The organism is Pseudomonas sp. SYWMCR5 (assembly GCF_057197165.1).
Genome location: NZ_JBXUNH010000003.1, coordinates 410,099 through 428,151 on the forward strand (window position 1 = coordinate 410,099; position 18,053 = coordinate 428,151).

The window sequence follows — 18,053 nt, forward strand, 5'->3', positions numbered from 1 at the left end:
TAAAGAGGGGAGGCCAGGTTGTAGAGCAGCCTGCAGCCTCCCCGAATGTTTCTGGATAAAGCATGAGAATACTGATCATTGGACCCAGCTGGGTCGGCGACATGGTGATGGCGCAGACCCTGTTCCAGTGCCTGAAACAGCGTCACCCCGACTGCGTGATCGACGTGCTGGCCCCCGAGTGGAGCCGGCCGATCCTCGAGCGCATGCCCGAGGTGCGCCAGGCCTTGAGCTTCCCGCTCGGCCACGGTGCCCTGGAGCTGGCCACGCGTCGGCGCATCGGCAAATCACTGGCCGGCCAGTACGACCAGGCGATCCTGTTGCCCAACTCGCTCAAGTCGGCACTGGTGCCTTACTTCGCCGGCATCCCCCAGCGTACCGGCTGGCGTGGCGAGATGCGCTACCTGCTGCTCAACGACGTGCGCAAGCTCGACAAGGCGCGCTACCCGCTGATGATCGAGCGCTTCATGGCCCTGGCCTATGAGCCGGGCGCGCCTCTGCCACAACCCTATCCCCGCCCGAGCCTGCGCATCGAAGACCAGAGCCGCGAGGCCGCCCTGGCCAAGTTCGGCCTGGAGCTGGACCGCCCGGTGCTGGCGCTGTGCCCAGGTGCCGAGTTCGGCGAGGCCAAGCGCTGGCCGGCGGAGCACTACGCCGCCGTTGCCGACGCGATGATTCGTCAGGGCTGGCAAGTGTGGCTGTTCGGCTCGAAGAACGATCATCCGGTCGGCGAGCAGATCCGCGACCGGCTGATTCCGGGGTTCCGTGAAGAGTCCAGCAACCTGGCCGGCGAGACCTCGCTGGCCGAAGCCATCGACCTGATGTCCTGCGCCGATGCGGTGGTGTCCAACGACTCCGGCCTGATGCATGTGGCGGCGGCGCTCAACCGTCCGCTGGTGGCCGTCTACGGTTCGACCTCGCCGGGCTTCACTCCGCCGCTGGCCGACCAGGTCGAGGTGGTGCGCACCGGCATCGAGTGCAGCCCGTGCTTCGAACGCACCTGCCGCTTCGGCCACTACAACTGCCTGCGTCTGCTCGAGCCTGAAAAAGTCATCGCCGCCTTGCACAGCCTGGGTGGTCCGAACCTGATCGATAGCGTGGCCGAGGTCGACTAAGTGCGGGTACTGATCATCAAGACCTCGTCGCTGGGCGATGTGATCCACACCCTGCCGGCGCTCACCGATGCCGCTCACGCCATCCCCGGCATCCGCTTCGACTGGGTGGTGGAAGAGGGGTTCGCCGAGATCCCGAGCTGGCATCCGGCGGTCGACCAGGTGATCCCGGTGGCGATCCGGCGCTGGCGCAAGAATATCTGGCAAACGCTCAAGAGCGGCGAGTGGAAGGCCTTCAAGCAACGCCTGCGCGAGCGCAAGTACGACCTGGTGATCGATGCCCAGGGGCTGGTCAAGTCGGCCTGGTTGACCCGTTACGTCAAGGCACCGGTGGCCGGGCTCGACCGCTATTCGGCGCGCGAAGGCTGGGCCAGCCGCTTCTACGACCGGCGGCTGTCGGTAGCCGTCGGCCAGCATGCGGTGGAGCGGGTACGCCAGCTGTTCGCCTTGTCCCTGGCCTACGATCTGCCTGAAGGCATCGGCCAGTACGGCCTCGACCTGAACCGCCTGCAACTGCCTCCGACCGCCCCCTACGTGGTGTTCCTGCATGGCACCACCTGGGCCACCAAGCACTGGCCGGAAGCCTACTGGCGCGAGCTGGCCGAGCGCATGGGGCGGCGCAAGATGAAAGTCGTGCTGCCCTGGGGCAATCCTGCGGAGAAGGCCCGTGCCGAACGCATCGCCCAAGGCTTGGAAAATTGCCAGGTACTCCCCAAATTGAACCTCGCAGGGGTCGCGCGCATACTCGCCGCGGCCAAGGCCTGCGTGGCGGTGGACACCGGCCTCGGCCACCTGGCCGCCGCGCTGGACGTGCCGACCATCTCGCTGTTCGGCCCCACCAATCCTGGTCTGACCGGTGCCTACGGACGCGCCCAGATCCACCAGGCCAGCAACTTCCCCTGCGCGCCGTGCCTGCAGAAGAAGTGCACCTACAAACCGAGCGCCGAGGACCTGCGCCGGTTCGATCTCAAACGCGAGTGGCCGCTGTGCTTCACTCGCCTGAATCCCGAGCATGTGGCGGGCCGCTTGAGCGCGCTGCTGCTGGCTGAGGATGTTCGTTGATGCAACTGGCTTTCGTGCTTTACAAATACTTCCCCTTCGGCGGGCTGCAGCGCGATTTCATGCGCATCGCCCTCGAGTGTCAGAAGCGCGGGCATCAGATCCGCGTCTACACACTCATCTGGGAAGGTGATATCCCCCCGGGCTTCGAAGTGCTGGTGGCGCCGGTCAAGGCGCTGTTCAACCACCGCCGCAACGAGAAACTCAGCGCCTGGATGGCCGCCGACCTGGCCAAGCGCCCGGTCGATCGCCTGATCGGCTTCAACAAGATGCCAGGGCTGGATGTCTACTACGCCGCCGACGGCTGCTTCGAAGACAAGGCCCAGACCCTGCGCGGCGGCCTGTATCGTCGCTGGGGCCGCTACCGGCATTTCGCCGAATACGAGCGTGCCGTGTTCGCCAAGGATGCTGCCACCGAGATCCTGATGATCTCGCAAGTGCAGCAACCGCTGTTCATCAAGCACTACGACACCCCTGTGGAGCGTTTCCACCTGCTGCCGCCGGGCATCTCTCACGATCGCCGGGCACCCTCCAATGCCGCCGAGATCCGCGCAGCGTTTCGCCAGGAGTTCGCGTTGGGTGACGACGACCTGCTGCTGGTGCAGATCGGCTCGGGGTTCAAGACCAAGGGCGTCGATCGCAGCCTCAAGGCCCTGGCCGCACTGCCGTCGAGCCTGCGCAAGCGCACCCGGCTGATGGTCATCGGCCAGGACGACCCGAAGGTGTTCCAGTTGCAGAGCGCCACGCTCGGCCTGGGTGACCAGGTGCAGTTCCTCAAGGGGCGCAGCGATATCCCGCGCTTCCTGCTCGGCGCCGACCTGCTGATCCACCCGGCCTACAACGAAAATACCGGCACCGTGCTGCTCGAAGCGCTGGTCGCCGGTTTGCCGGTGCTGGTATCCAAGGTCTGCGGCTATGCCCATTACATCGCCGAGGCCGACAGCGGCCTGGTGCTTGACGAGCCGTTCGAGCAAGAGCAGCTCAACGCCTACCTGCAGCGCATGCTCGAAGACCCGCAGGCCCGCGCCGACTGGGCGCGCAACGGCCTGGCCTTTGCCGACAGCGCCGATCTCTACAGCATGCCGCAGCACGCCGCCGACGTGATCCTCGGCCAGGAGCACGCATGAAGCTGATGCTGGCCGAACCCTTCAAGCGCCTGTGGGCAGGGCGCGACCCCTTCGACGCCGTCGAAGCCTTGCAGGGCGAGGTATACCGCGAGCTCGAAGGGCGCCGAACCCTGCGCACCGAAGTCGAGGGCGAGGGCTATTTCGTCAAGATTCACCGTGGCATTGGCTGGGGCGAGATCTTCAAGAACCTGTTCAGCGCCAAGCTGCCGGTGCTCGGTGCCGGCCAGGAATGGCTGGCGATCCAGCGCCTGCAGGAGGTCGGCGTGCCGACCATGACCGCCGTCGCCTATGGCGAGCGGGGCAGCAACCCGGCGGCCCAGCATTCGTTCATCGTCACCGAGGAGCTGGCACCTACCGTCAGCCTGGAAGACTTCAGCATCGACTGGCTCAGGCAGCCTCCCGAGCCGCGCCTCAAGCGTGCGCTGATCGCCGAGGTAGCGAAGATGGTCGGCGGCATGCACCGTGCAGGCGTCAACCACCGTGACTGCTACATCTGCCACTTCCTGCTGCACACCGACCGGCCAGTGACGCCGGAAGACTTCAAACTGTCGGTGATCGACCTGCACCGCGCACAGACTCGGGCGAAAATCACCCGTCGCTGGCGCGACAAGGACCTGGCCGCCTTGTACTTCTCGGCCCTGGACATCGGCCTGACGCGCCGCGACAAGTTGCGCTTCCTCAAGGGCTATTTCCAGCGCCCGCTGCGCCAGGTGCTCGGCGAGGAAGCCGCACTGCTCGCCTGGCTCGAACGCAAGGCGCAGAAACTCTACGATCGCAAGCAACGCTATGGGGATGCGCTCTGATGGCGGGTTGGACACTGGCGCCAGGCTACGAACACCTGGCGGCGGATTTCGGCAGTATCGACGCGGTGTTCGCCCTTGACGGCGAACGCCTGACCCGTGACCCGCTCAGCGAAGTCATCCGCATCGAGCGCGATGGGATCAACTACTACGTCAAACGCTACACCGGTGCCGGCAAGCACATGCGTCGCTTCCTCGGGCGCCCCCGGATCAAGGCCGAATGGCAGAACCTCAAGCAGTTCGCCAAGTGGGGCATCCCTACCGCCGAAGTGGTGGCCTGGGGGCTGGAGCGCAATGGCCTGTCGTTCGGCCGCGGGGCGATGATCACCCGCGAGCTGCCGCGCACCGAAGACCTTTCGGCGCTGGCCGAGCGCAACGATCCGCGTCTGGCCGACCGCGCCTGGGTCGAGCATGTCAGTCGTCAGCTGGCGCGCCATACCCGGGTCATGCACGATCACCACTTCGCCCACAACGACCTGAAGTGGCGCAACCTGCTGGTGGATGATCAGGCGACGCTGTTCTTCATCGATTGCCCGACGGGCGATTTCTGGCGCGGCTTCATGCTCCGCCACCGGCTTATCAAGGACCTGGCGTGCCTGGACAAGGTCGCCAAATATCACCTCTCGGCCACCCAGCGCCTGCGCTTCTACCTGCAATATCGCGGGCACGCGCGGCTCAATGCCCGTGACAAGCGACGGATTCGCCAGGTGGTGAGCTTCTTCGAGGGAAGGGAATGACCGATTACCTGGCCAGCGTCGATCAGGCGCTGCTGCAACGCCATGGCCTGAACGACTTCGAGGCGCTGTGGGCGCTGCAACTGGACGCCGTTGACGAACCCAACACCGGGCGCGGCGGCTGGAGCAGCGTGTTCCGCCTGGAGCTCGAGGGCAAGGGCTACTACCTCAAGCGCCAGAGCGACTACCTCACGCGTACCCTGCATCGGCCGTTCGGCGAGCCTACCTTCGCCCGCGAGTTCCGCAATATAAGCCGCTACGAAAAGCTCAACATCCCGGCGTTGCAGGCGGTGTTCTATGGCGAGCGCAAGCAGGGCGGCAAGCACCGGGCGATCCTGATGACCCGCGCGCTCGACGAGTGGAGTGATCTGGAGAGCTTCCTCGGCCAATGGCCGCAACTGCCCGAACAGCAGCGCCAGGGCATTCTCGCGGCCTGTGGCGAGCTGGCGCGTACCCTGCACGGCGCCGGCCAGGTGCATGGCTGTTTCTATCCCAAGCATATTTTCCTGCGTGAACGCCGCGATGGCTGGCAGGCCCAGCTGATCGACCTGGAAAAGACGCGGCCACTGCTGTTTGGCATGCGTGACCGCCTCAAGGACCTCGAGCCCTTGCTGCGTCGCGCCCGTGCCTGGAGCGAGGCAGACGTGCGCAGCCTGCTCGCCGCCTACCTGGCGCAGCCGGCCGACAGCGCGCTGGTCGGCACCTGGCTGCAACGCCTGACGCAACGCCGTCGTGAAAAAGAGGCCCGCTGATGCGTTTGTCTGAACTGAAGGACGCCGGGCGCGGCCCGAGCCTGCCGCTGAATGTGACGCTCGAAGATGCTGCCGGCAGTGCCGAGCTGCAGTTGCTCAGCCTGCTGCGCGTGCTGCCGGGGCAGCGCTATGTCGGTGCCGGTATCTGGCGTGGCACGCCGGTGCTGGCCAAACTGCTGGTCGGCAGCAGCGCCGCCCGTCATTTCCAGCGTGAGCTGGAGGGTGTGCGCTTGATGGCTGCACAGGGGTTGACCACACCCCGCCTGCTGGCCGATGGCCTGAAGGATGGCGAGGGTGGCTGGCTGCTGTTCGAGTTCCTTGAGAACGCCGAGAACCTGGGCGATGCCTGGGCCAGGGTCGAGCATCTGCCGATGCTGGCGGATGAGCAGCATGGTGTGCTCGGCGAGGCACTGACCGCGGTGGCGCAGATGCACGCCAAGGGCCTGTGGCAGGAAGACCTGCACCTGGACAACCTGCTGCGTCACAAGGGCAAGCTCTACCTTATCGACGGTGCCGGCATCAAGGCCGAAACGCCGGGCCAGCAGTTGTCGCGCCAGCGCGTGCTGGAAAACCTCGGGGTGTTGTTCGCCCAGTTGCCCAAGCGCCTGGAACCCTTCATCGAAGAGGCACTGGTGCATTACCTGCTGGCCAATGGCGAGCATGCACTGCCGCTCGAAGCCTTGCAGAAGCAGGTCGACAAGGTGCGCAGCTGGCGCTTGAAAGACTACCTGGACAAAGCCGGGCGCGACTGCACGTTGTTCAGCGTCGAGCGCAGCCTCTCAGGCTTGCGGGCGATTCGGCGCGAGGAGGTGTCTGCCCTGTTGCCGGTGCTGGAGCAGGCCGACACGCTGATCGAGCAGGGCCACCTGTACAAGACCGGCGGCGCCGCCAGCGTCGCACGTATCGAGGCCGGTGGTCGCACGCTGGTGCTCAAGCGCTACAACATCAAGAACACTGCCCACTGGTTCAAGCGTTTCTGGCGCCCGAGCCGCGCCTGGCATTCGTGGATCGAAGGCCATCGCCTGGCGTTTCTCGACATCGCCACGCCACGCCCGCTGGCGGTGCTGGAGCAACGGGTGATGGGGCTGCGCAGCACCGCCTACCTGGTGACCGAATACATCGACGGCCCGGATCTGACCGCATGCTTCGCGCCCCATGTCGAGAGTGGCGAAGTGCCGGAGGCACAGGTGCAGGCGCTGGTCAGGCTGATGCAGCAGCTGATTGCCGAGCGCATCAGCCATGGTGACTTCAAGGGGCACAACCTGTTCTGGCAGGACGGCCAGTGGGCCTTGATCGACCTTGATGCCATGACCCAGCACGCCACCCAGCTCAGCTTCGCTCCCGCCTACGCACGTGATCGTGCGCGTTTGCTGCGCAACTGGCCGAGCAGCAGTGCCTTGCACCAGCGCCTCGATCAGTTGCTGCCGCGGCTCACCGAATAAGCCTGCGGTAGCGGCAGCCATTCGCTGCTGCGACCGGCCTGGCGCACGCGAAGGCGCCATTGGCCGTCCTGCCAGCGCAGGATGGTCGAGGTGGGGCTTTCGCGGTTTTGCTCGGCGAGCAGCAAGTGGTAGTAATGCTTCAGCAGATGCGCGCGCAGCGGCAGGGCATGGCCACCTGCAAGCAGGTAAAGCCCTTGCTCGCTCTCGTACAGCGCGTCGGTATCCTCCCGCTTGCTCCCTGCAGGCACCTCGGCGAGGCGACAGGTGTCGAACATCGCCTTCAGGTCTGGCAGGCCGTCGTACCACAGGACGGGGGAGTCCACGACCCATTCGCCATCCTTGCGACGCTTGACCGGCACCTTGGTGTAGGTGTCCGGCTTGCGCGGATCGACCACCCGCCAGCGGTAACCATCGAACGCGACCTGGTAACTCTGGCCCGTGCTGTCCTTGATGAAGTAGAAGCTCAATCCGGGATAGGGTGAAGGCTGCTCATAGATGCCCTCCTTGTGGATGCCGTCGACCCGGTAGCGCAGCTTGCTGGTATTGACCGCGCTGGCCATGCTCGGAGGCAGCGACAGCGGCGGTGTCGGCGGCATGGCTCGAATTGCCCGGCGCACCACGGTTGAGCCTGCGATGCTGTTGATGCCATCACTGGTGTGAGTAAAGGCATCGACCAGCGAGCGCAGCATGCCGATGCGATCACCTTCGACGCGCGCCTTGTGGGTGTCGATTACCGAGATCGCAGCACGGGCGAACGACAGCGGTGACAGGGCACGGTTAGGCAGAACCAGGCTGAGCAGGTCGAGGATGATCCACAGCACATGCAGGCTGAAATCGCCCAGTAACTCCAGCTTGGTGTTGGTGGCCGCGTCCACCGCTGCGAGGGCTGCATGGACTTCGGCCTGATAGCGGGCGTGCTGAAAGTCGCCGGTGATTTCCGGGCGGCTGACCCGTGAGCCCAAACCGCCCTTGGACAGCCAGCGCTCGATCTCATCCGGGTTGGCCAACGGCATGCGCTCTTTGACATAGGCACGCAGGGCTGGCTTCTCGCGTAGCGTGCGCAGCATGTGCCGGGCGTTGCGATATTCGCGCCAGGCGCGTCGATCCGGGGCATCTGGCGTATAGACCAGAAAGCGCAGCATGCCGACGTTCTCGGGGGTGACGAGCATGACCCCTTGCACCGTATGACCCCCGATCAGCAGTTGTCGTACGCTCAGGCGCGTGGTTTTCAGCGCCGCGCGCTGCCTGCTGTCGGGATGGTCGAGCACGGTGCTCGTCCACCTATAGCCGCGCTCGAAGGCATCTTCGAGGTAGTGGCCGGCGTATCGCGCCTTGGCCGCCTCGGCGCGCATGCGTGCTGTGCTGATAGCGGCGTAGCTGTCCTGTCGCCATTTGGCCGTCGGTGATTCCAGCAGGTGCGTGCGCAGGTAGCGGCTGTAGCTCTCGCCAACGTCCAGGGCGCGAACCATCTGCTTGATCTGCGCCGCAGTGATCTGTGTCACGGGGCTGCCGTCCGCGCGGTGTACCCGTGCTGTCAGCCAATAGTCGATGTCGAACCAGGCGATATTGAGCATGGCCAACTGATCGAGTCGGTAAGTCTGCGAAACCAGTTCGACGGTGTCGCCAACCTGCGGGCGGCTGGCGGCGGGGATGTAGCCGGTGGCGAGGCCGGGATGGAGGACGGGCCCGGTCTGGCGTGCCATTGTCACGCTGACACGGAGCTCAAGCGGATCGACATCGAATTGATACTGCTGGCGCAGGGCTGTGCGCAGTTGCTCGCAGGTCCAGGTGCGCAGGCCTTCACGGTCGAGGAACTGATCGTGACTGAGAATGCCTGGCGCGGCGGCCTTGTCGATGGCGATCACCAGCTCCTGCATGGTCTGCATGATGTGGGTCAGGCCTTGTGCCGACGTGTTCTTGAGCCAGGCGGGGCTGTTTCTCTCCAGCAGCAGGCATAGCGCGTCTGCAGGGCCGACCGGCTGTCGGCCAGGGGCAGCAGGTCGGCGGCTGTGTCCAGTTGGGTGGCCAGGGTTGGCCAGTCGAGTGACGATGCCTGGGCAGCGCTTTCCCAAGCCTGGGTCAGGCGTGCATGTTGGCCATCAATCAGGGCTTGGGCCTGCAACTGCAGCGGATCGTCGTTGAACCACTCGTAACGCAGGCGTTCGGCATTGCGCGCAAGCTCCCGCTGGTCATCGCTGGCCATCAACTGCAGCAATGGTCTGCTCTGCTGCAGGTCGTCCAGGCGTTCGCACAGCTCGGTGTGCAGCTCTGCCAGATCGTCGAACGCCTCGATGCCGTGGGAAAGACTGCACAGCACGGCGTAGTCACTGGGGTGGTCAGGGTCGGGCGAGCTGCCCTCGGGGCCGCCTTCGACAATCACGAAGACGCCGGGCAGGAACTCGCGCCAGTGAGGGGTACCGATGTCCAGCAGTGGGCGGTACACCTGCGGGCGTTCGGCGTGGGGCAGATGCTGGCGTTGTCCGGGCAGCGGCAGCTCTATGCTGGTTCTGAGCAAATCGGCGTGGTTCGAGCCGAGGGTGTGGTCGTCGACGCGCAGGGTGATCTGTGCAAGTAGTTGTTCGCGCAACAAGGTGATCAGCCGTGCCTTGCGGCTTTCGGTGCTGGCGCCCTTGTCGAGCCAGTACTCGGCGAGGTCAGCGAAATACCGCTGGCGCGCCTTGAGCCAGGGCTGTGAGGTATCAGGCCTGGGCGGCGAGGTGAGCAGGCTGCTCAGTTGTTGGTCGAAGGCTTGGAAATGTTGCAGGCTCATGGGCTGCGCTCCGCAGTGATGGAGCGATCAGCTTGGCGTGCCTGCCCGCGGTGGACGCGTTAGCCGATTACCTCATCGTCGCGACAGGCCACGCACCGCAAGGAGCGCCGGTAGGCCCAGCCCCATCCAGGACAGCACGTCCCAGGCGCCATCACCGAGCAAGGCCGCGAACAGCCCTGCAGCACTCAGGAGGGCGATGGCGGTCGGCCAGGCGAAGATCCGCCGAGTGCTTTGCGAGCGGTGGCTCATGTCCGCACCTCGCGTGGCTTGCGCTGCTTGCCCCACCACAGGTACAGGCCGCTGAGCAGGACTACGATGGTCAGCACATCCAGTGCCGCCCAGAGGATCTGCATCGGCCGGCCGCCATAGTCGCCGAAGTGCAGCGGCTGTGACAGGCCCATGGCGTCCATGTACCAGGGGCGATCGCCGACTGCGGTGACCTCCAGGGTACGGGCATCGATCAGCACCGGGGTCAGCAGGTGCGAGGTCAGGTGTGTCGCGCCTTTCATGAACACCGCGTAGTGGTGCTCGCTGGAGAAGCGTGTACCGGGAAAAGCGATGAAGTCCGCACGCATGCCTGGTGCGGCCTGTTCGGCGATCTGCAGCAACTGCGTGGCAGGCGCGCGCTCGATGAGCGGCGGGGCATCGCGGTAAGGCGCGACCATCGCCGCCAGGCTGTCGTTGCGCCAGGCCGCGATGACCAGGTCGGACAGCGCGCTGATCACCCCGGTGACACCGACCACCAGCGCCCAGGTCAGGGTGACAACGCCGATCAGGTTGTGCAGGTCGAGCCAGCGCAGGCGTCGCGACTTGTCGGTGCGGACCGTGGCGAACTGCAGGCGCCGCATGAACGGGGCATAGAGCACCGTGCCTGACACGATGGCAACGACGAACAACACGCCCATGGCCGCCAGCAAGAGCTTGCCGGGCAGCCCGGCGAACATGTCCACGTGCAGGCGCAGCATGAACATCATGAAGCCGCCATTGGCGGCGGGCATGGCCACCGCTTCGCCAGTGCGGGCATCGAGCATGAAGGTGTGCGAGGCGTTGGGCTCGGTGCCGGCGGTGGCTGCGGTGATCGCCACCACACCGTTGCGTTCATCCTCGTCATAGCCGAAGTACTGCATCACTTCGCCGGGGCGGTGTTGTTCGGCTTTCAGCACCAGCTGCTGCAGGTCCAGGTGCGGGGTGTCGGCGGGCATCTCGCGCAGTTCCGGGGCATCGCCGAGCAGGTGTTCGAGTTCGTGGTGGAAGATCAGCGGCAGGCCGGTCAGGGCGAGCAGCAGCAGGAACAGCGTGCAGATCAGGCTGGTCCAGGTATGGATCGCCGACCAGCGGCGGATGGTTTGGCTTTTCATCAGGGTTGCAGCCTTTGCAGCTTGTGCTGTCTTTTAGGACGCAATGGCGGGGCAAGCCCGCTCCTACAGGTACACCACAATCCTGTGGGAGCGGGCTTGCCCCGCGATGCGCCACTCAGAACTTGTAGTTGGCGCTGACGACTACGTTGCGCTCATCGCCGTAGTAGCACCAGAAGCCATCACAGTTCGACAGGTATTCCTTGTTGAACACGTTCTTGGCTTCCACCGCCACGGTCAGCCCTTTCATGCTGTTGTCCAGGCGCCCCAGGTCGTAGTGCACCGACGCATCGTAGACGGTGTAGGAGCCCACGTGCCCCAGGTCGGTGTTGGCGGTGTTGCCGTAGGTGTCGCCCACGTAACGTACGCCACCGCCGATGCCGAAGCCATCCAGCAACCCCTGGTGCCAGGTGTAGTCGGCCCACAGGGTTGCCTGGTTGCGGGGTATCAGCGCCATGCGGTTGCCCTTGTCGTTACCTTTGAGAATCTCGGTATCGGTGTAGGTGTACGAGGCGATGGTCTTGAGGTTCTCGGTCAGCTGGCTGGTCGCCTCCAGCTCCAGGCCACGCACCTGCAACTGACCGACCTGACGGGTGATGCTGCCTTCGGTGACGTTCACGTTCTTCTGGCGCAGATCGTACACCGCCGCAGTAAGCAGGGTTTGACTCCCGACCGGCTGGAACTTCACCCCGACCTCGTACTGGCGTCCTTCGGTAGGCTTGAACGAGGTGGTGGAACTGACGTTGGCACCGATAGCCGGCTGGAACGACTCGGTGTAGGAGAAGTATGGGGTGATGCCGTTGTCGAATACGTAGCTCAGGCCTATGTTGCCGCTGAAGGCCTTGTCGCGCTCGGTGCTGGTGGCGTCGTTGCTGTTGTGGAACACGGTGCCGGTGTGAATCCAATCCTCACGCCCGCCGAGCGTCAGGCGCCAGTTGTCCAAGGCCATCTGGTCCTGCACGTATAGGCCGGTCTGGCGGGTCTTCTGACCGAAGTCCTGCAAGGCGAAGTAGGTGACCTGCGACATGTCTGCGCCATATATCGGGCGCACCACGTTGATCGGCGGCACACCCATGCCGTAAAGCCACTGATAGTTGGTGTTCGAGCGCTGGTGGTCCAGGCCCAGCAGCAGGGTGTGGTCGATGGCACCGGTCTGGAAGTTAGCCTGGAAGTTGTTGTCCACGGCGAACTGGCTGATGTCTTCGTTGACGATGCCCGACTCGCGGTTGACGTTGCCGTTGGCGTCGACACTGTTGAAGGTGTTCACGTTGACCGCCTGGAACGACAGGTCGCTCTTGGTGTAGCGCAGGTTCTGGCGGAACTGCCAGGTGTCGTTGAAGCGGTGCTCGAGCGCATAGCCCAGAGCGTAGTAGGTGCGGTCGTAGAAGTCCCAGTCCGGCTCGCCGAGGTTCTTGTGGTGGGAAATCTTGCCTACTGGCGAGGACAGCTTGGTGCCCTGTAGTGGCAGAAACTGCCCGGTAATGCCGGTATCGTCGCGGGTGTATTGCGACAGGAAGGTCAGCTTGGTGTCGTCGTTGATATTCCAGGTCAGGCTTGGGGCGATGTTGTAGCGTTTGTCCGGAATGTGGTCGACCGGGGCATTGCTGTCACGCACGGTGCCACTGACGCGGTAGAGGAACTGGCCCCCGTCGTCGATCTTGCCGGTGCTGTCGAAGTTGATCTGCTTGTGCTCGTTGCTGCCGACCTGGGCTTCGACCTGGTGCGCGCTCTCGGCTTGCGGGCGGCGGCTGACCATGTCGAGCATGCCGCCGGGTGGGGTCTGGCCGTACACCGACGATGCCGGGCCGCGCAGCACGGTGATGCGTTCCAGGTTCCAGGGCTCGATCTTCGGGTTGGCGAACGACCCCTTTGGCAGCGGCAGGCCATCGAGGAACTGGGTTGGGTCGAAGCCGCGCACGCGCAGCCAGTCGGCGCGCGAGTCGGAGCCGTAGCCGCTGCTCTGCACACCGGCGGTGTAGCGCAGGGCGTCGTTGAGGTTGAGCACCTGGCGGTCGTCGAGCTGCTGGCGGGTGATCACCGACAGCGAGCGCGGGGTCTCGACGACGGGGGTATCGGTCTTGGTGCCGGCGGCGGTGCGGGTGGCGACATAGCCGCTGACCGCGCCCCATGCACTCTCGTATTCAGTGTTGGCGTTGATCGCGGTTTCTGGCAGGGCTACGCTGCCTTCCGGGGCGGCCACCAGGCTGTAGCTGCCGGCGCTGCTCTGCTGCAGTTGCAGGCCGGTGCCACGCAGGGCGGCGTGCAGTGCGCCGAGAGCGTCGTACTGGCCGGTGACCGGGGCTGAAGTGCGGCCGTTGACCAACGCCGGGTCCAGGGCCAGGGCGATTCCGCCCTGGCTGGCGATCTGGTTCAGCGTGGTGGACAACGCGGCGGCGGGCAGGTCGTATGCCCGCACGCTGGACTGCTCGGCAGCCAGCAGCATGGGGCTGACCAGAGGGGTGGCAAGGCCTATGGCCAGGGCCATCAGGCTGGGACGCAGGTAAGACTCGACAGCACGGGACATGCAGTGGCTCCTAGACGGATAAGTGCTAACTGCTTCCTTGCCGAGCGAGATTTGGAAAGTGACAGGGGCTATTTGAAAAAAGTTTGCCTGCACGGCTTCGCTGGATTCAGCGAGGCCTTACCGTCACCCACCAGGGCGTCCGCTGTTCGATCTTCACCGGCAGTGCCGGCACCAGCGAGGCCAGTGCCAGATCGATATCGGTCAGCGGGAAGCTGCCGGTCACGCGCAGGTTGGCCACCTCATCCGACACCCCCAGGTGCCCGCTACGATAACGACCGAGCTCGGCGACCAGGTCTGCCAGGCGCACGTTGTCTACCACCAGCATGCCGCGGGTCCAGGCGTCGGCACCGGCGCTGACTGGACCTACCAGGCCGAGGCCGTTGCTGTGCATCAAGACTTGCTGGCCCTCGTTCAGCACCTCTTCGTTACCCGTGTTGCGCGGTTGCGCAGCAACCTGGGCCTGCAGCACCTCAAGGCGTGTGCCGGCGGTTTCGCGTTTGACCAGAAAGCGCGTACCCAGTGGGCGCAGTCGGCCATCGTCGGTGCGTACCCACAAGGGGCGCGCATCGTCGTGGCCGGTTTCCACGGAGATTTCCCCCTGGTGCAGCACGATCACCCGCTGTTCGCCCGCGTAGTCGATGTCCACTGCGGTATGGGTGTCCAGGCTCAGCAGTGTGCCGTCCTCCAGGCGCAGGGTGCGCAGCTCGCCGGTTCCGGTACGTTGATCGGCCAGCCAGTAGCTGGGCGCCAGCGATGGGGCGCCGACCCAGGCCAGCAGGCCACCGAGCAGGAGCATTCCGACCAGCCCGCCACCGAGTTTGCCAACCCGCTGACGCAGGCCGGCGCGTGATTGCAGCAGGGCGTGGCGGGCGGGGCCTGCAGCCGCGCCCACGCGTTGATCGAGCATGCCGAGCTGGAACCAGGCGCGGGCATGCTCCTCGCTGGCGGCGTGCCAGCGCGTGAATTCGTGGCGCTCATCGGCCGTGCCGTCGCCGCCCTCCAGGCACAGTTTCCAGGCGATGGCGGCTTCCAGGACCTTGGCCGAGACCGGCGTATTGCTCACGTCGGCTCCCCGTACAACGCCACGTAGCACTGACGCATGCCTTGGGCGATGTACTGGCGCACCCGCGACACCGACACCCCCAGGCGCTCGGCGATCTCGGCATGGCCCATGCCGTCCAGGCGGTTGTACAGGAACGCCGTGCGTGCCTTGCTCGACAGTTTGCACAGCAGGCGGTCGATGGCCTTGAGGTCTTCGAGGATCAGGTGCTGGGTCTCTGGCGAAGGCTGCTCGGCTTCAGGCAGCAGCGACAGCTCGGCAAGGTAGGCCTGCTCCAGGGCGGCACGCCGGAAATGGTCGAACAGCAGGCCCTTGGCCACGGCGACGAGAAACGCCCGGGGTTCGCGAGGCGTGATCAGTTGCTCGCGGCCGAGCAGGCGCACGAAGGTGTCCTGGCTGAGGTCTTCGGCGCGCTGGCGGCAGGCTGTGCTGCGCTGCAGCCAGGCAAGCAGCCAGCTGCGGTGGTCGCGGTACAGGCTGCCGACCAGCTCGGCATGTGGGCTGTGCGCAGACGACAAAGGCGTTCCCCGGGGAAGAATGCGTTATATAACGATAATGATTCGCGATTGTGGCAGAGGAGGGAGGGGGGATGCAATTGACGCTGGTCAGAATGCCAGCAGGAGCGGATTTACCGGTGAAACGATCACCATCTGCCTACAGGCCATGGCTGTGCACAGCCCGCCGCCGCCACTGCCTCAGCCGCTGTTCCAGTTGCAACGGGCTGTCCAGTTGCTGGCGTCGTGCCTGGCTGAACAGGATCAAGGCCAGTTCGGCGGTGACCTGGGCGTCGGCGCTGGCATGATGGCGCGCCTGTACCTCGAGGCCGAAGCGCGCCACCCAATCGTCCAGGCTTGCTTCACGCAGCACGGTGTCGGGGTTGAGCATAGGCGCCAGTTCCGCCACGTCGATGAACACCTGCTGCAGACGATGGCCCAGGGTGTCCTTCAGGGCGCGGGCCAGCATGCCCTGGTCGAATGGGGCGTGGAAGGCCAGCACCGGGCTGTCGCCAATGAACTCCAGCAACTCGACGAAGGCTTCGGCCGGGTCGGTACCCGCCGCCAGGGCGCTGGGCCCCAGGCCATGGATCAGCACACTGGCGTTGGTTTTCTGCTCGGGACGCCGCAGGGTGCGTTCAAACTGGCGGCCCAGGTCGATGCCGCCGTCCTCGATGGCCACGGCCCCGATCGACAACACTTGGTCGCGATTCAGGTTGAGGCCGCTGGTCTCCAGGTCCAGTACCACCCAGCGCTGCTCGCGCAGCGTCTGCATGCTGGACGGCATCGGGCGCGGCAGCAGCGCCAGGCGCTGGCGCAGGTCGGCGTCGAGAGTGGGCGGGTTGGGGCGCAGCCAGGCGAACAGCTTCATAGCTGGTACCGCTGCGCCAGGCTGCTCTGCAGGCGCTGGGCCTGGCGCAGCGATTCACGCAGGATGCGCCGGTCCAGATGGTTGAGGCTGTCCGGGTCGACGCGGTTGGAGTAGGCCAGGTTGTCGCGACTCTGGCGCTGGTGCTGCTGCATGCGGGTCTGCTGGATGAAGTGATAGGCCTCTTCGAAGGCGGCGCCGTCGAGGGCATCGATGACGCCCTTGGCCACCAGTTGGCGCAAGCGTTCCAGCGTGTTGTTGGCACCGATGCCGTTGGCCAGGGCGAGCAGGCGGGCGCCGTCGACGAAGGGGGTCAGGCCCTGGACCTTGAGGTCGAGGGTGGCAGCCTTGTCGTTGCCCTGGCGGGTCAGCACGAACTCGCGCAGGCGCCCGACCGGCGGGCGCTGGCGCAGGGCGTTGTCAGCCATCATGCGCTGGAAGATGCGGTTGTCGGCAACCTGGGCGAGGATGCCCTGGCGAAGCGCTTCGCAGCCTTGCTCGTCGCCCCAGACCACGCGCAGGTCGAAATAGATGCTTGAGCCCAGCAGGTTTTCCGGGCTGGCTTCGCGGATGAAACCGGCAAAGCGCCGTGCCCATTCGGCACGCGACAGGCACAGCTCGGGGTTGCCGGCCATGACATTGCCCTTGCACAGGGTGAAGCCGCACTGGGCGAGGTTGTGGTTGATGTATTGCGCCAGTGGCAGCAGGCGCGCGCGGATGGCATCGGCTTCGGCGCTGTCGCGGGCCTCGAAGAGAATGCCATTGTCCTGGTCGGTGTGCAGGGTCTGCTCGCGGCGTCCTTCGCTGCCGAAGCACAGCCAACTGAACGCCACGCCGGGGTCGCCGCGTTCGGCCAGCGCCAGTTCGATGACCCGGCACACGGTGTGGTCGTTGAGCAGGGTGATGATCTGGGTGATCTGCGTCGAGGAAGCGCCATGGGCGAGCATGCGCTCGACCAGTTGGCCGATCTCGCCGCGCAATGCCACCAGTACCTCCAGGCGCGGCGCGTGGCGGATGGTGCGCGCCAGGTGCACCAGGTCGACCCGCTGCAGGGAGAACAGGTCGCGCTCGGACACCACCCCACACAGGCGACCGTTGTCGACCAGGCAGACATGCGCGATATGCCGCTCGGTCATCGCCATGGCGGCATCGAAGGCGCTGGCCTGGGGGCTGAGGTAGAACGGTGCGGCGGTCATGTGCCGGTCGATCGGTGCGCTGAGTTCGGCGCTGGCGTCGGCGACCACCTGGCGCAGGTCGCGCAGGGTGAAGATGCCGATGGGGAAGCGCTGCTCATCGACGATGGCAATGCTCCCCACCTGTTGTTCGTGCATCGACCTTACCGCGTCGCGCAGCGGCGTGTCGGGCGTGCACACCACCGGGTGACGCATGGCCAGCTCGCCCAGCGGCGTATTGAGCGAATACTGCGTGCCCAGGGTTTCCACGGCGCGCTGGCGCACCTGCTGGTTGACCTGGTCGAGCAGGCTGCTGACGCCACGCAGGGCGAAGTCGCGAAACACACCGGACAACGAGAACACGCGGATGAACGCCGCCTTGTTCAATTGCAGGCAGAAGGTGTCTTCGCCGGCCAGGTGTTCGGTGCGCGTGGCCCGTTCGCCGAGCAGTGCGGCCAGGGGGAAGCATTCGCCGCTGGCGATCTCGAAAGTGGTTTCCACGCCGGGGCCGGTGACATGCTGGCGCTCGCCCATCACCCGGCCCTGCTTGACGATGTAGAAGTGTTCCACGGGTCCGTCGGCAGGCTTGATGATGCTTTCGCCGCTGGCATAGAAACGCAGTTGGCACTGTTCCACCAGGTAGGCGAGGTGGCCCTGTTCCATCTGGTTGAACGGCGGGAAGCGCTGCAGAAACTGCAGCGTCCCCTGGATATTCTGCAGCACCGCTGTCCTGCCGGCCTGGGTGTAGGCGTCCTTTTTGCTCATGAAGCTGACCGTATCGCTACGC

At 65.3% G+C, this 18,053-nt stretch carries 16 protein-coding genes; 7 read left to right on the plus strand and 9 right to left on the minus strand.

The features are described 5' to 3' along the window. Positions 1–62: 62 nt before the first annotated feature. The 7 genes from waaF to AC2CGW_RS12345 are packed head-to-tail and all read left to right on the plus strand — an operon-like array spanning position 63 to position 7,023. Complete coding sequence (waaF, locus tag AC2CGW_RS12315) at positions 63–1,112, plus strand: lipopolysaccharide heptosyltransferase II (protein ID WP_186711380.1); 1,050 nt, start codon at positions 63–65, stop codon at positions 1,110–1,112. Continuing rightward, positions 1,113–2,171, plus strand: a complete 1,059-nt coding sequence (waaC, locus tag AC2CGW_RS12320) for a lipopolysaccharide heptosyltransferase I (RefSeq protein ID WP_186667490.1) — start codon at positions 1,113–1,115, stop codon at positions 2,169–2,171. Beyond that, the gene (locus AC2CGW_RS12325) at positions 2,171–3,295 is read left to right on the plus strand and encodes a glycosyltransferase family 4 protein (RefSeq protein ID WP_186667491.1); all 1,125 of its coding nucleotides are present in this window, start codon (positions 2,171–2,173) and stop codon (positions 3,293–3,295) included. Before waaC ends, AC2CGW_RS12325 begins: the two co-directional genes overlap by 1 nt. Further along, on the plus strand, positions 3,292–4,098 hold the full coding sequence (gene rfaP, locus AC2CGW_RS12330; RefSeq protein WP_186667492.1) for a lipopolysaccharide core heptose(I) kinase RfaP: 807 nt from the start codon (positions 3,292–3,294) through the stop codon (positions 4,096–4,098). The genes AC2CGW_RS12325 and rfaP overlap by 4 nt, the downstream gene beginning before the upstream one ends. Next, entirely contained in the window at positions 4,098–4,832 is a 735-nt protein-coding gene (locus tag AC2CGW_RS12335) for a lipopolysaccharide kinase InaA family protein (RefSeq protein WP_186667493.1), read from the plus strand. Before rfaP ends, AC2CGW_RS12335 begins: the two co-directional genes overlap by 1 nt. Continuing rightward, positions 4,829–5,581, plus strand: coding sequence for a lipopolysaccharide kinase InaA family protein (locus AC2CGW_RS12340; protein ID WP_186667494.1), 753 nt, complete (start codon positions 4,829–4,831; stop codon positions 5,579–5,581). Before AC2CGW_RS12335 ends, AC2CGW_RS12340 begins: the two co-directional genes overlap by 4 nt. Beyond that, on the plus strand, positions 5,581–7,023 hold the full coding sequence (locus AC2CGW_RS12345; RefSeq protein WP_484574095.1) for a lipopolysaccharide kinase InaA family protein: 1,443 nt from the start codon (positions 5,581–5,583) through the stop codon (positions 7,021–7,023). Before AC2CGW_RS12340 ends, AC2CGW_RS12345 begins: the two co-directional genes overlap by 1 nt. On the opposite strand, the gene AC2CGW_RS12350 is transcribed toward AC2CGW_RS12345, so the two are convergent. The 9 genes from AC2CGW_RS12350 to AC2CGW_RS12390 all read right to left on the minus strand — a co-directional run bounded on the left by AC2CGW_RS12350 (position 6,996) and on the right by AC2CGW_RS12390 (position 18,031). Then, positions 6,996–8,909 carry a dermonecrotic toxin domain-containing protein gene (locus AC2CGW_RS12350; protein WP_484574096.1) on the minus strand — a complete coding sequence of 638 codons (1,914 nt, stop codon included), beginning with the start codon at positions 8,907–8,909 and terminating at the stop codon, positions 6,996–6,998. The genes AC2CGW_RS12345 and AC2CGW_RS12350 overlap by 28 nt on opposite strands. Before the next feature lie 8 nt (positions 8,910–8,917). Then, positions 8,918–9,793, minus strand: coding sequence for a hypothetical protein (locus AC2CGW_RS12355; protein ID WP_484574097.1), 876 nt, complete (start codon positions 9,791–9,793; stop codon positions 8,918–8,920). 72 nt (positions 9,794–9,865) lie between these two features. Next, positions 9,866–10,042 (minus strand): hypothetical protein, encoded by a 177-nt coding sequence (locus AC2CGW_RS12360; RefSeq protein WP_186667497.1) that lies wholly within the window; start codon positions 10,040–10,042, stop codon positions 9,866–9,868. Continuing rightward, positions 10,039–11,151 carry a PepSY-associated TM helix domain-containing protein gene (locus AC2CGW_RS12365; RefSeq protein WP_186667498.1) on the minus strand — a complete coding sequence of 371 codons (1,113 nt, stop codon included), beginning with the start codon at positions 11,149–11,151 and terminating at the stop codon, positions 10,039–10,041. Before AC2CGW_RS12365 ends, AC2CGW_RS12360 begins: the two co-directional genes overlap by 4 nt. Positions 11,152–11,266: 115 nt before the next feature. After that, positions 11,267–13,672 carry a TonB-dependent siderophore receptor gene (locus tag AC2CGW_RS12370; RefSeq protein ID WP_484574098.1) on the minus strand — a complete coding sequence of 802 codons (2,406 nt, stop codon included), beginning with the start codon at positions 13,670–13,672 and terminating at the stop codon, positions 11,267–11,269. Positions 13,673–13,778: 106 nt separating this feature from the next. Next, complete coding sequence (locus tag AC2CGW_RS12375) at positions 13,779–14,735, minus strand: FecR domain-containing protein (RefSeq protein ID WP_484574099.1); 957 nt, start codon at positions 14,733–14,735, stop codon at positions 13,779–13,781. Next, entirely contained in the window at positions 14,732–15,250 is a 519-nt protein-coding gene (locus AC2CGW_RS12380) for an RNA polymerase sigma factor (RefSeq protein ID WP_186667501.1), read from the minus strand. Before AC2CGW_RS12380 ends, AC2CGW_RS12375 begins: the two co-directional genes overlap by 4 nt. 136 nt (positions 15,251–15,386) lie before the next feature. Beyond that, the gene (locus AC2CGW_RS12385; protein ID WP_186667502.1) at positions 15,387–16,097 is read right to left on the minus strand and encodes a 3'-5' exonuclease; all 711 of its coding nucleotides are present in this window, start codon (positions 16,095–16,097) and stop codon (positions 15,387–15,389) included. After that, positions 16,094–18,031, minus strand: a complete 1,938-nt coding sequence (locus tag AC2CGW_RS12390; RefSeq protein WP_484574100.1) for a putative nucleotidyltransferase substrate binding domain-containing protein — start codon at positions 18,029–18,031, stop codon at positions 16,094–16,096. Before AC2CGW_RS12390 ends, AC2CGW_RS12385 begins: the two co-directional genes overlap by 4 nt. Positions 18,032–18,053: the final 22 nt, after the last annotated feature.